Raw genomic sequence first — 13261 nt, forward strand, 5'->3', positions numbered from 1 at the left:
GAAGTAGCCATGACCCCTCACAGATCGGTTTCCTCGGAAAATCGGTCGTTTCGCGTGCGGTCTCCCGCTCGCCTACTGCTCGCCGAGCATCAGCCGCACCAGATCGTCGACGTCCAGTTCGTCTATGTGCTCTTCCGCCTCCTGGATCTCCCTCGCACGTTCCCGGTCCCTTTCGCCGGCCGCCGCGGCGGTGTCCGCGGATTCGCCCGCGTCCTGCGGAAAAGCGGTGGCCACCAGGAAATCGGCCAGTTTCTCCAGCGACGGGTGGTCGAACACCACGGTGACCGGCAGGCCCAGGCCGGTGTGGTCCTGGAGCCGGTTGCGCAGTTCCACCGCGATCACGGAGTCGACGCCCAGGTCCTTGAACGGCGAGCGGTCGCCGACCTGGCTCTCGTCGGCGTGTCCGAGGACGGTCGCCACCTGGGTGCGGGCGAGCGCGGCGGCGGCCTCCCTGCGCCGGCCCGGACTCAGCCCGGCGAGTCGCTCCGTCAGCGTCCCCGCCGCCGGGGCGCCGTCCTGCGGCCGCGTCTCCCGCAGCGCGTCGCGCACCTCGGGCAGTTCGGTGAGCAGCCGGCTCGGCGTCGTCGCGGAGAACGCCGCGAAGAACGTCTCCCAGACCACGTCCGTGATCACCGGTGACGACGTGTCGAGTGCGCAGTGCCGCAGGTTCTCGACCGCCTGCCGCGGTGCCATGAGCCTGATCCCCTGCCGGGCCAGCGCCTTGTCCAGGCCGTCGCGCGACGTCATGCCGCCGCCGTCCCACGGGCCCCAGACCACCGAGGCGGCCACCAGCCCCTGTGCCCGGCGGTGGGCCGCCAGGCCGTCCAGGAAGGCGTTCGCCGCCGCGTACGCGCCGTGGCCCGCGCTGCCCCACAGCGCCGAGACGGACGAGAACAGTACGAACGCGTCCAGGTCCCGGTCGCGCGTGAGGTCGTGCAGGTGCTGCGCGGCGTCGGCCTTGGCCCGCACCACGTCCGCGAAGCGCCGCGGGGTCAGCGAGCCGAGCGGGACGCTCTCGATCGCCCCGGCCGCGTGGACGACCGCCCGGACGCCGGCGCCGTCCGCGTCCAGCGCCGCCAGCAGCCCGGCGAGCGTCCCGCGGTCGGCGACGTCGCCGGCCACGATGTCGACCTGGACCCCGAGGCCGGTCAGCTCCGCCTCCAGCTCGACGGCGCCCGCCGCCTCCCGGCCGCTGCGGCTCACCAGCACGAGGCGCTCCGCCCCGTTGTCCGCCAGCCAGCGCGCGGCATGTGCGCCGAGCGCACCGGTGCCGCCGGTGACGAGGACGGTGCCGCGGGGCGTCCATCGCCCCGCGCCGGAGGTGTCCCGCCGGGGCGCGCGCAGCAGCCTGCAGACGTACACCCCCGAGGGCCGCAGTGCGAGTTGGTTCTCGCCGTCCGGACCGGCCAGCACGGCGGGCAGCCGCCCGACGACCCTGCTGTCCTCCTGCTCGGGCAGATCCACCAGGCCGCCCCACCGCTGAGGGAACTCCACCGCCGCGACCCGGCCGAGCCCCCAGATCTGGGTCTGCTCGGGCCTGGTCACCGAATCACCGGCGCCGGCCGTCACCGCACCCCGGGTCACGCACCACAACCGGGCGGACATCCCGGCGTCCCCGAGGGCCTGGACCAGCGTCAGGACGGCGTCCAGGTGCGCGGACGCCGAAGGGAGCACCGGCCCCGCGTCCGGCCCCGGCAGCGCCAGCACCCCGGCAGGTTCCGGCCCTTCCGAGGCCACGGACCGCAGCCGTTGCGCCAGCTCCTGGCGGCCGATCCCCGCCGGCACCACCAGCGAGACCGCCTGCGCGCCGCTCCTGTCCAGGGTCTCCACGACGGCCGCCGTCAGCCGCTCGTGCTCGACGCCTTCAGGGACGACCACCAACCACCGGCCGGACAGGACGCCCGCCGGAACCTTCGGCAACGGCTGCCAGGCGATCCGGTAGGACCAGGAGTCGGCGGCGGCATGTTCGCGCTGCCGGCGGCGCCACGCGGTCAGCGCCGGCAGCAGCGCCCGCAGAGCGTCCGGTTCCCCGGCCCCGATCTCGGCGGCCAACTCCTGCTCGTCGCCGCGTTCCACCATGTTCCAGAACCGTCGTTCCGGGTCGTCGCCCGGCACGGTCACTGCCTGCGGGGCGGACGCCGTCAGCCAGTACCGCTGGTGCTGGAAGGCGTAGGTCGGCAGATCGACCCGCGCCGCACCGGACCCGGCGAAGACGGTCCGCCAGTCCACCGAGGCCCCGAGGACGTACGCCTGCGCGAGCGAGGTCAAGAAGCGCCGGGGACCGCCGTCCTCGCGCCGCAACGACCCCACCACCGCACCGGACCCGCCGAACGTCTCGACGGCTTCCTGGGCACCGACACTCAGCACGGGGTGCGGGCTGACCTCGACCAGGAGCGTGTGCCCCTTCTTCAGGGCCGTCCCCATCGCCCGCTCGAACTGGACGGGTTCCCGCAGGTTGCGGTACCAGTACTCGGCGTCCAGCTCACGGGTGTCCAGGAGCTCCCCGCTCACCGTCGAGTAGAAGGGGACGTCGCCGCGCCGGGGCTCGATCCCGCGCAACTCCTCCAGCAGCCGCTCACGGATCGTCTCGACCTGCGCGGAGTGCGCCGCGTAACTCACCGGGATCTGTTTGGCCCGCACACCCTCGGTGGCGCAGGCGGCCAGCACCTCCTCCAGCGCCCGCTGTTCCCCGGAGACGACCACCGACGACGGCCCGTTGACCACCGCGATGTCCAGGCGCTCGTCCCAGCACGGCAACTGCCGTACCCGCTCGGCCGACAGCGCCACCGACACCATGCCGCCCAGACCGGAGATCTCGGTCAGTGCCCGGCTGCGCAGGGCGACGATCCTCGCGGCGTCCTCCAGCGAGAGCCCACCCGCCACACAGGCCGCGGCGATCTCGCCCTGGCTGTGCCCGATCACCGCGCTGGGGCGCACGCCGTGGGACTCCCAGAGCCGGGCGAGTGAGACCATCACCGCGAACAGCGCCGGCTGCACCACATCGACCCGCTCCAGCGTCGGCGCGCCGGGGGTGCACCGCAGGACGTCCAGGAGCGACCAGTCCACGACGGATCCGAGCGCCGCGTCGCACGCGTGGATCCGCTCGCGGAACACCGGTGAGGAGTCCATGAGTTCCACCGCCATCCCAGCCCACTGCGCCCCCTGGCCGGGAAAAACGAACACGGTCTCGGCGCCGCTCACCGCGGTGCCGCGCACCACGTTCTCCGAGGGGGTGTCCCGCACCAGCGCGTCCACCGCGGACAGCAGCTCGCACCCCTCACCGCCGATCAGCACGGCACGGTGCTCGAACGCGGACCGAGTGGTGGCCAGCGACAGCCCGATGTCGGCAGGAGCGAGGTCCTCACGGCCGTCGAGACAGGTCCGCAGGGCGGCAGCCTGGTCGCGCAGGGCCTCGGGCGTCTTCGCCGACAGCGTCCACGGCAGCACGTCCGCCGGTGCCGGGGCCGTTTCCAGGACCCGGTCGTGGCCGCCGGACGCGCTCGGCGCTTCGGCGGGGGCCTGTTCGAGGATGGCGTGGACGTTCGTTCCGCTGATGCCGAACGAGGAGACAGCCGCCCTGCGCACCCGCTCGCCCTCCGGCCACGGTGCCGCCTCGGTCAACAGGGCCACCGAGCCCGAGGACCAGTCCACGTGCGGCGTCGGCTCGTCGATGTGCAGGCTGGCGGGCAGCCGCCCGTTGCGCAGAGCCATTACGATCTTGATCACCGAGGCGACTCCGGCGGCCGCCTGAGTGTGGCCGATGTTCGACTTCACCGAGCCGAGCCACAGCGGCCGGTCGCCCGAACGGCCTCGGCCGTAGGCGGCCACCAGGGCCTGCGCCTCGATCGGATCACCCAGCTTCGTGCCGGTGCCGTGCGCCTCCACCGCATCGACGTCCTGCGGCGTGAGCCGGGCGTCGGCCAGCGCCTGCCGGATCACCCGCTCCTGCGACGGCCCGTTCGGAGCCGTCAGCCCGTTGCTCGCGCCATCCTGGTTGACCGCCGAACCACGGACGAGCGCGAGGACCGGATGACCGAGGCGCCGGGCGTCCGACAGACGCTCCAGCACCAGCATGCCCACGCCTTCGCTCCAGCCCGTACCGTCGGCCGACCGGGCGAACGGCTTGCAGCGGCCGTCGGGCGCCAGGCCGCGTTGCTGGGCGAACTCCACGAACATGCCCGGCGTCGCCATCACAGTCACCCCGCCGGCCAGTGCCAGCGTGCACTCACCGTGCTGCAGGGACCGGCGCGCCATGTGCAGGGCGGCGAGCGAGGAGGAGCAGGCGGTGTCCACGGTGACCGCGGGGCCCTCCAGACCGAGGGTGTACGCCACCCGCCCCGAGACGACGCTCGCCGTGTTGCCGGTCAGCGCGAAGCCCTGGGTGCCCTCGGCCGGTTCACCCAGCCGGGGCCCGTAGTCCTGCGTCATCGCCCCCGCGAACACGCCGACCTGGCTGCCTCGTAGCGACAGCGGGTCGATCCCCGCCCGCTCCAGCGCCTCCCAGGAGGTCTCCAGCACCAGCCGCTGCTGCGGATCCATCGCCAGCGCCTCACGCGGGCTGATCCCGAAGAACCCCGCGTCGAATGCGGTCGCGTCGTAGAGGAAGCCCCCCTCCCGCGCGTACCGGACCTCCGGGTTCTCCGGGTCGCGCAGCTCACCGGTGTCCCAGCCGCGGTCGTCGGGAAAGGCGGACACGGCGTCCCTGCCCTCGGACACCAGGCGCCACAGGTCCTCCGGCGAGCGGACCTCCCCGGGGAACCGGCATCCCATGCCCACGATGGCGATCGGCTCGAATTGCGGGGCCGCCACCGGCAGACTGCCGGTGGCCGGCTCCTCGCCCGCCAGCAGGGACTGCAGGAAGCGAGCCAGCTCGTCCGGCGTGGGGTGGTTGTAGATCAAGGTGGGCGCCAGCTGTGCCAGTCCGGTCGCCTCGGCGATGCGGTCGCGGAACTCGACTGCGGTGAGCGAGTCGAACCCCAGCTCCTTGAACGTCCTGCCGCCGTCGACGAGATCGGACGACATGTGCCCGAGTACCGCCGCCACGCTCATCCGCACGAGCTGCGGCATGTCCGCCTCGGCAGCGGCGACGACCGGCTCCGCGGCCGGCGCGACACCGCTCGTCGGATCGAGCACCGCGTCGCCGTGCTGTCCTGCGGCAGGCTCGCCCGGCGCGCCGAGCCAGAAGGAACGGCGCTGGAAGGCGTACGTCGGCAGGTCCGGCCGCGCGTCGGCCCAGCCGGTGAACGGCTCCCAGTCCACCCGCGCGCCGCATGCGAACGCCTCGGCCAGTGCGGTGGCCACCGTACGGTCCTCCGGCTGGCCCCGGCGCAGCAGCGGGACGATCGCGGCGCCGGACGGTGTCCCCTCGACGGCGAGGCTCTCGCGGATCATCGAGGTCAGGCCCCCGGGGCCCACCTCCAGGTAGTTCGTGACGCCTTCCGACCGCAGGAGACGGACACCGTCGAAGAAGCGCACGGACGCCCGGATGTGACGGGTCCAGTAGTCCGGCGACCGGAGTTCGTCCGCTGTGGCGAGACGTCCTGTGACGTTGGAGACGACCGGAAGCTCCGGGGTGCCGTAGTCCAACTGCGCGGCGACGGCACGGAACTCGTCCAGCACACCGTCCATGTGCGGTGAGTGGAACGCGTGGCTGACCTTGAGCCGCTTGGTCCTGCGACCCCTCGCCTCGAACTGCGCGGCGACATCGGCGACGGCTCTCGGGTCACCGGAGATCACCGTGGCCCGTGGCCCGTTGACCGCGGCGACCGAGACCTCCTGGTCCAGCCCGGACAGGGCCGCGCGGACCTCCGTCTCGTCGGCCTCCAGCGCCACCATGGCGCCGCCCTCGACGGCCTGCTGCATCAGCCGTCCGCGGGCCGTGACGAGGGTGCAGGCGTCCTCCAGGGAGAACACTCCGGCGACATGGGCCGCGGCGATCTCTCCCACGGAGTGCCCGAGCAGGAAGTCCGGACGCAGCCCGCACCGCTGGAGCAGGCGAGCGAGCGCTACCTCCAGTGCGAACAGCGAGACCTGGGCGAAGTCCGTCCGGTCGAGCAGCGCGGCCTCGGGTGTACCGGGTTCCGCGAAAAGGACATTCTGGAGCCGGTGGGGCAACCGGGTGTCCAGCCGGTCGCACACCTCGTCCATCGCCTCGGAGAACGCCGGAACCGTCGCGTGGAGCCGACGCCCCATCCCGGTATGCTGGCTGCCCTGGCCCGTGAAGAGGAACGCCGTCCCGCCCGCACCCCGCGCGGAGCCCCGCACCACGTTCGCGGCGGGCACACCGCGCACCAGCGCGTCCAGACCGCTCAGGAAGTCGTCCCGGTCGCTGCCCAGAACCACCGCGCGCTCCTCGAACGCCATGCGGTGTGCGGCGAGCGAGCCCCCGACGCTCTCCGGATCCAGCCCGGGATACGTGGTGACGTGCTCGCGGAGCCGCTCCGCCTGCGAACGGAGCGCGGCACGGGACCTCCCCGAGACCACCCAGGGCAGCAGCGAGGGACCCTCGGCACGCCGGCCGCCGACGGCTGCGGGGGACACGGCTGCCAGATGACGGTCCGAGAGCACCACATGACAGTTCGTGCCGCCCATGCCGAACGAGCTGACACCCGCCAGGAACGGCCCGTCGCCACGAGGCCGTCGGCTCAGCGCGGTCTGCACGCGCAGGTTCCACGCCTCGAAGGGGATCCGTGGGTTGGGCGTACGGAAGTTCAGACTCGCCGGAATCTCCTGATGCCTGATGCACAGGACCGTCTTGATGAGCCCGGCGATACCGGCCGCAGCTTCCAGATGCCCGATGTTCGTCTTCACGGACCCTACCAACAGCGGTGTGTCGGCCGTCCGGCCCGAGCCGAACACCGAACCGAGTGCGGCGGCCTCGATCGGATCACCCTTCTTCGTACCGGTGCCGTGAAGTTCCACGTAGTGCACGCCGGCCGGGTCGACACCCGCCTTCCGGTACGCCGAGCGCAGCACCTCTTCCTGCGCACGGGCCGTGGGCACGGTGAGCCCTTCGCCCGCGCCGTCGTTGTTCATCGCGGTGCCCTCGATGACGCAGTACACGCGGTCGCCGTCGGCGAGCGCGCGGGAGAGAGGCTTGAGGACGACCATCCCGGCGCCCTCGCCGCGGACGTAGCCGTTGGCGCGGGCATCGAAGGTGAAGCACCGGCCGTCGGGAGACAGCCCGCCGAACTTCTCGGAGTACACGGTGCTCTCCGGAGCGAGACCGAGGTTCACCCCGCCTGCCAGCGCGAGGGACGCCTCACCTCGCCGCAGGCTCTCGGCGGCCATGTGCACGGCCACCAGGGAGGAGGACTGCCCCGTATCGATCACCATGCTGGGCCCGCGCAGATCGAGGGCGTACGACACCCGGTTGGCGATGATGCCGCGATGGACGCCGGTCATGCTGTGCTGGGTGGCTGATCCCGCACCAAGCCGGTGCAGTACGGTGGCGTAGTCGTCCCACATGGCGCCCACGAAGACGCCCGCATCACGGCCTTTCAGGCCGGCCGGCACGATCCCTGCGTCCTCGAACGCCTCCCAGCTCAGCTCGAGGGCGAGCCGCTGCTGCGGATCCATGGCAGCCGCTTCGCGAGGAGAGATGTCGAAGAAGTCCGAATCGAACTGATCGACGTGGTCGAGGAAGCCGCCCGCGCCGAAACCGCTTCGACCCTCCCTCGGTTTTTCTGAAACCGCGCTCACGCCATCATGGAGCAGCGCCCAATAAGCTGCGGGATTCGCGGCACCGGGAAACCTGCAGGCCATTCCCACGATTGCAATCGGATCGTCGTTGAGGCGGTCGCCCTCATAGGGGAACGCCTGGCCGGTACGCATAGAACTCCCAACGGCCGACATCGGAGGAATGTCAAGCGCTATGCCTCGGGTCTGGATTCTGACCTCCGGCTCGGAGCCGGGACTTTCGGCGTGAAGTGGCTCAGGGCGAGCGAGGTGCCATCTGCCTGCCTGCCTGCCGACCGCCTGACTGCACTGTCCGGCGTACCTGTCCGCGCTGTTCAGCGAACTGCTGTCGCATGCGGCAGATTCGACGGGAGCACGTGGAAGTTATTAGACCTGACATGATCCCGCACTGTCCAATAGCTAGACTCATGAGGCCGATAAGTTGAGTTATGAGGAATCCGCTGGCTTTCTCTTCAGCCGGCCCGGCACAAGTAAATTGCCCCATTGACAAAGGCGCTCGCAACTTTGTAGCGTCCCGTTCGGTCAGGGGAGGAAACGCCGGGAGTTCAACGGGAAGAGGTGTCCCAGAAATGACCGAGCAGTATACGCCCACTGCGGCGGACGTGGGAAGAATGTACGACCAGTCAACTGGCCTGCTCTCTGAGGTGATGGGGGGAAACATTCACCTGGGGTACTGGCGTGACGGCGACGACGAAGCCTCGGTCGAAGAGGCCACCGACACTTTGACCGACATGGTGGCCGAACGGCTCACACTCTCACCCGGTGCCCGGGTCCTGGATATCGGCTGTGGAAGCGGCAAGCCCGCCGTCCGTATCGCAGGCACATGGGGCGTGCACGTCACGGGTGTCACCATCAGCGCTCAACAGGCGGCCATGGCCGGAGCGCGGCCGGAAGTCGGGGAAGGCGCTGGGCAGGTGTCCTTCCAGCAGGCCGACGGTATGGATCTCCCGTTCGCCGACGCTCACTTCGATCACGTATACGCGATCGAATCGTTCCTGCACATGTCCGATCGTGCCACCGCCATAGCCGAAGCAGCGCGAGTATTGCGTCCTGGCGGCACTCTGGTGGCCGCAAATCCCTATCAGCAAGGTGAGCTGACCCCCCGTGAGGCGGGCATAGTAGCGGACAACCGGAGACTGTTCGAGATTCCTCCGATCGGTGACGCCGACGAATACACCGGACACATGGCCAAGGCCGGCCTGGAGATCGTCGAGATGCTGGACATCGGCGAGAACGTCCGACGCAGTCACACGTTGGCCGCGGACCTCATCCGGCAGGCACAGGGAGCGGACGGCAGTGCCTTCAACGAGGAACTGTCCAGAGCGGCCGACATCATCGAGCGCTTCGGTGAACTCCCGCAGATCGGCTACGGCCTGATCGTCGCCCGTCGGCCCTGAGCCGTCCGACCGGAAGCGGCTTCGGCTGACGCGCCGGCAGAAAGGCGTGGCAGCCGGAGGTCGGGCGGGAGGCGCGGCGCGCCTCCCGCCCGACCTCCGCGCTCGGTTCAGCATCCGGCGCAGTCCGGCGTGCAGAGCCGCACAGTCCTCCGACGGCAGGGCGATCAGACGTGTGCGCGTGAAGTCCGTCGAGGAGGAAGCGGCGAGGTCAGATGATAATGACCTCAACTATTTTGGCTCGCGGCGTCCAGGGCGCGATGCAGGTGGTTCCTGTGCGGTCAGGTCCAGCGACGGCCGTGCTCGAGGAGCCTGCTGTGAGCGGCCGACATCTGGGAACGTGTGACGTCTCCCTCCCGTGTGGCGAGGTACGTGGTGGTGATCGGCGGTACCTCTGGTCTGACCAGGGGGACCAGCGCGCCTTGGGCGACATCGTCGGCACAGAGATAGGTGGGAAGCACGGCGATGCCGACCGATGCCTTGACGGCGGCGAGTACGGCCCGTTGATCGGGAACCACCACATCGGGTGCCGCGGGCACTTCGGTGTGGAAGACCGACCACCAGTAGTGGTCGATGAGCGGCAAGGACTCGGCGCAGGCGATCAGGTGACGGCCCCCGAGGATTTGCGGAGCCTTGCGGGCGAGATGCTTCTCGGGGATCGTCCGCGCGACGTCGGGATGGGCGACCAGGCTCCACTCCTCGTCGTAGAGGGGTAGCGCGCTGATCCCCGTCACGCGGGGGCGCGTCCGGGCAACAACGATGTCGAGCTCGCCCGCGGTCAGCTGGGAGAGCAACGCGTCGGACAGCGCGGGAGTCGTGCGTAACTGCACGCTGTCCAGGAGTAGATCGGCGAGCACGGGCAGGATCCGGTCGCTGATCAGGTCACCGGGAGCACCGATCCGGATCCTGCCGGGCGGGCCACCGCTACTGGAATAGCGCTGCAACACGAAGTTGAGGGCATCGACTGGGCCCTCGGCGTCATGCGCAAGGGAATCGGCGGCCGGCGTGGGTTTGGACCCGGTGGCCTGACGCACGAACAGACGCGTCCCGACCCTCTCCTCCAGCAGCCGGATCTGATGCGTGACCGCAGGCTGCGAGATGTGCAGTTTCCGGGCCGCACCCCCGAAGGATCCCGTCCGGTAGACCTCCATGAAGGTACGGAGCCAGCCCGGGTTGAGCGGCTCCGTCTCCTCCCGGTGCACCTGCGCCTGTGCACGTTGCCGCGAGTGAGATGTCGTGTCTGTTGCGAGTACGCGTGGGGAAGACATGCGGATCTCCATGAAGTCAGCAGGTCGGTCGTGGTGTGGGGAGAAGGGAGCCGTGTCGTTCGATGTCCTCCCGCCCGATGGCGAGCCGCCGCGCTGCGGGCCGGGCACGGACAGGAAGCAGTCCGAGGGCGGGGGAACGAGAAGCCGCACAGGCTCCACTGCTCCGCGGCTACGACAAGGAGGCTGCACGCCTGGGAAGCCGGGGGCCGTGTCTCCAGAAGAGGATCGATTCCCCAGGTCCAGGCGGCAAGGCGTGCTGTGTCGGCGAGGTCGAGATCGTAGGCGTCGGCCGTTGGGCGAGTGGCGAAGCGGACCTAGAAGTCGACGGGGTGCACGCCGGGTGAGGGGCGGCAAGAGGACGGACATGACGAGGAGCCACAGGAGGACCCTGTTCGGCAGGCGGCGACTTGCTTTCGCGGCCGGGCGGAACCATTCGGTCACCGTCACGTGCGTGGCCGAGACGGTCGGCACGATGAAGGAGCGACCCGGCAGCGCGCCGAGCGCGTGGTTCCTCGGATCGCGCCTGAAGGCGTGGGCGAGTGGCGTGGTTGCCTCGGATGCGCACCTCAGTGCCGCAGGAAACGTTCGAGCCGGCTGACGAGATCGCCCACGCCGGGCGGCACCGAGGCCGGAAAGGGGCTTCTCTCGTGCGAGGAGGCGGTGGAGACGGGGATCCCGACAGGGCATTCGACAGGGAACGCCGGTGACGAAGGTTGAGACTCTGTATCAGGTCTCCCCATTTTCTCCTTATATGATGGCCCTTCAATGCTCCCCGTTTCCCCGTCCATAGCACTGTTCGTACTGCCCATGGTCTAACAGGAGCGTCCTTCTCGAAAGGTCCTGTCTCGGCCACATGGCCGATTGAACCCATTGCCCGGTACTGTCCGTTCAGTCGGCAAAACTACGAGTTGGGTGCAGAGGAAGGCCTGGGTTCTGCCGGTCGCTCCACGTTTGGGGTAGACGCCGCTGAGGTGGTTCTCCACGGTCCTCTCGGAGGCGTTGAGCCTGCGAACGATGTGCCGATTCCCAGTTCACCGGTCGGTGTACGTTCTCGGAAGTGAGGTTCCCCCGAGGTGCGGAAGGTTGCCGGAGACAGGAGTTGTACCCTGACCCTGGCATGACGGCGCCCTGTCAGAGGCGGCCCGCTGCGGGAGAGACAGTTGGCGGTGTGGGGACGTCGGACTCATGAGATCTGTGACCGTGGTGGGAGAGACTGGTTATGCGTGCCATGCGGTACGAGCGGTTCGGCGGCCCCGAGGTCCTCGTGGAGGCCGATGTGCCGACCCCCGTGGCAGGGCCGGGCGAGACCCTGGTCCAAGTGGACGCCGCAGGCGTCAATTTCGGCGACATCAAGCAGATCGCGGGCGAGCACACTGACGGCCCATACGCTCCTCAAGGTCCGTTGCCACGTGTTCCGGGCATGGAGGTGGTGGGCCGGACGGCTGCTGGACGACGAGTCCTCGGCTATGTGCGGCAGGGCGGTTACGCCGCACAGGCGGTCGTCGCCGACCGCGACCTGATCGCCTTGCCGGAGAATGTGAGCGAGGGTAAAGCGCTAGCCGTTCTCGTGCAGGGGCTGACGGCATGGCATCTGCTGCGGTCGGTCGCGCGCATCAGACCCGGGGAGAGCGTGGTGGTCCATGCCGCCGCGGGCGGGACGGGCAGCCTCGTCGTCCAGTTGGCCCGAGAGTTCGGAGCAGGGCGAATCATCGCCACGGCGTCGTCCGACGACAAACGAGCCTTCGCTCTCGAAGCCGGCGCGGACGCGGCGATCGACGGTGACGCGGAGGGCTACCGGGAACGGATCCTTGACGCCAATCACGGACGCCCAGTCGACATCATCCTGGACGCTATCGGAGGCTCCGTCCTCGACAGCGCCCTGGACACGCTCGGATACCTCGGCCGACTGGTCACCTACGGCGCCTCGTCCCGGCAGCCGGCCTCCGCGATCCCTCCGAGCCGACTCGCGGTGGACAGCATCACCGTCGCCGGCTTCTGGCTCGTCCCGCTCCTCGCCAAGGATGGCGCCGGCAGCGTGGCACTGGCGGAGCTGCTCGACCTCACGGCACGGAGTCGCCTACGGCCCCTGGTCGGAGCGGAATACGACCTGTCCCGGGCCCGCGATGCGCACGAGAACCTACTCGGGCGCCGATCGAAGGGCAAACTCGTTCTCCGCCCGTGAGTGGACGTTACCGGCGTCGGCTCGTCAGGGTGACGTTGGGATATCGAGGGTGAGGGCGGTTCCGGCGATGAAGCCGTCGAGAAGTTCGGGCCGGTACTGGAGGCGTTTGAGCCGGTTGCGGACGAGGTTCTCCAGACGGTCGAGGGCCACGACAGCGAGGTTGGCCAGACTGCGTCTGACGTGCGCCCACACCCACTCCGCGGGTTCAGGTCGGGCGAGCCGGCGGGCAGCAGGAACATCGCCAGCCACTCGCGCTGGTCGATCAACTCCCGCATCCTGCGGGAGACATGGGTGTTCAATCGGTCCCACACCAACACGACCGGCGCGCGGACGAGCTGGTGGACACCGTCGATCAGGGCGATGAAGTCCTTCTCGTTCATGCTGCGCCGCGTGCCCTTGCCCTCCGGTGGGAGACCAGACGGTGGCACAGCCGGGTACGCGATCCGGGCCGCATGGCGATCATCCCGGCCACCGACAGGCGCCCCGAGCGCCGTCCGCTCACCGTGACGACCGACGTGATGCCACGCCGGCCCCAAGTGCGTCCTCAGAGCGGACACTTGTCGGGTGCCTGGAGGAACGCGACGTGCGAGAAAAGCGAACGAGTACGTGGTCGGCGGGAAATGGCCGCACGCCATCCCCGCCGCGAACCAACTACGACTTCCAGTCACACCGGGAGCCTGCGCCCGGTCGATCGGGCAAGGTTAAAAACAAGCAGGCGT

Annotated in this window: 6 protein-coding genes and 1 pseudogene; 2 read left to right on the forward strand and 5 right to left on the reverse strand. The window is 69.8% G+C overall.

From position 1 onward, the window contains the following. Nucleotides 1-72 precede the first annotated feature (72 nt). Nucleotides 73-7833, reverse strand: coding sequence for a type I polyketide synthase (locus ACFVSN_RS13050; RefSeq protein WP_387954973.1), 7761 nt, complete (start codon nucleotides 7831-7833; stop codon nucleotides 73-75). A gap of 434 nt (nucleotides 7834-8267) precedes the next feature. On the opposite strand from ACFVSN_RS13050, the gene ACFVSN_RS13055 reads away from it, so the two are divergent. Then, entirely contained in the window at nucleotides 8268-9095 is an 828-nt protein-coding gene (locus ACFVSN_RS13055; RefSeq protein ID WP_387954975.1) for an SAM-dependent methyltransferase, read from the forward strand. Nucleotides 9096-9373: 278 nt separating this feature from the next. Here ACFVSN_RS13055 and ACFVSN_RS13060 read toward each other — a convergent pair whose 3' ends face one another. Further along, entirely contained in the window at nucleotides 9374-10372 is a 999-nt protein-coding gene (locus tag ACFVSN_RS13060; RefSeq protein ID WP_387954977.1) for a LysR family transcriptional regulator, read from the reverse strand. Between the two features lie 800 nt (nucleotides 10373-11172). Continuing rightward, on the reverse strand, nucleotides 11173-11376 hold the full coding sequence (locus ACFVSN_RS13065; RefSeq protein WP_380443035.1) for a hypothetical protein: 204 nt from the start codon (nucleotides 11374-11376) through the stop codon (nucleotides 11173-11175). A 212-nt stretch (nucleotides 11377-11588) separates the two neighbouring features. On the opposite strand from ACFVSN_RS13065, the gene ACFVSN_RS13070 reads away from it, so the two are divergent. Beyond that, the gene (locus ACFVSN_RS13070) at nucleotides 11589-12542 is read left to right on the forward strand and encodes a zinc-binding alcohol dehydrogenase family protein (protein WP_387597582.1); all 954 of its coding nucleotides are present in this window, start codon (nucleotides 11589-11591) and stop codon (nucleotides 12540-12542) included. 24 nt (nucleotides 12543-12566) lie between these two features. On the opposite strand, the gene ACFVSN_RS13075 is transcribed toward ACFVSN_RS13070, so the two are convergent. Beyond that, nucleotides 12567-12692, reverse strand: a complete 126-nt coding sequence (locus tag ACFVSN_RS13075; RefSeq protein WP_387597579.1) for a hypothetical protein — start codon at nucleotides 12690-12692, stop codon at nucleotides 12567-12569. Between the two features lie 110 nt (nucleotides 12693-12802). Next, nucleotides 12803-13177, reverse strand: a pseudogene (locus ACFVSN_RS13080) (hypothetical protein); the annotation flags it as partial. Nucleotides 13178-13261: the final 84 nt, after the last annotated feature.

The organism is Kitasatospora sp. NPDC057904, from assembly GCF_042887925.1.
In the GTDB taxonomy this organism is placed as follows: Bacteria; Actinomycetota; Actinomycetes; order Streptomycetales; family Streptomycetaceae; genus Kitasatospora.

Excerpts from the sequence above, each read along its gene's own strand:
- ACFVSN_RS13050 (WP_387954973.1), bottom strand. The coding sequence starts at position 7,833 with ATGCGTACCGGCCAGGCGTTCCCCTATGAGGGCGACCGCCTCAACGAC.
- ACFVSN_RS13070 (WP_387597582.1), top strand. The coding sequence starts at position 11,589 with ATGCGGTACGAGCGGTTCGGCGGCCCCGAGGTCCTCGTGGAGGCCGAT.
- ACFVSN_RS13055 (WP_387954975.1), top strand. The coding sequence starts at position 8,268 with ATGACCGAGCAGTATACGCCCACTGCGGCGGACGTGGGAAGAATGTAC.
- ACFVSN_RS13060 (WP_387954977.1), bottom strand. The coding sequence starts at position 10,372 with ATGGAGATCCGCATGTCTTCCCCACGCGTACTCGCAACAGACACGACA.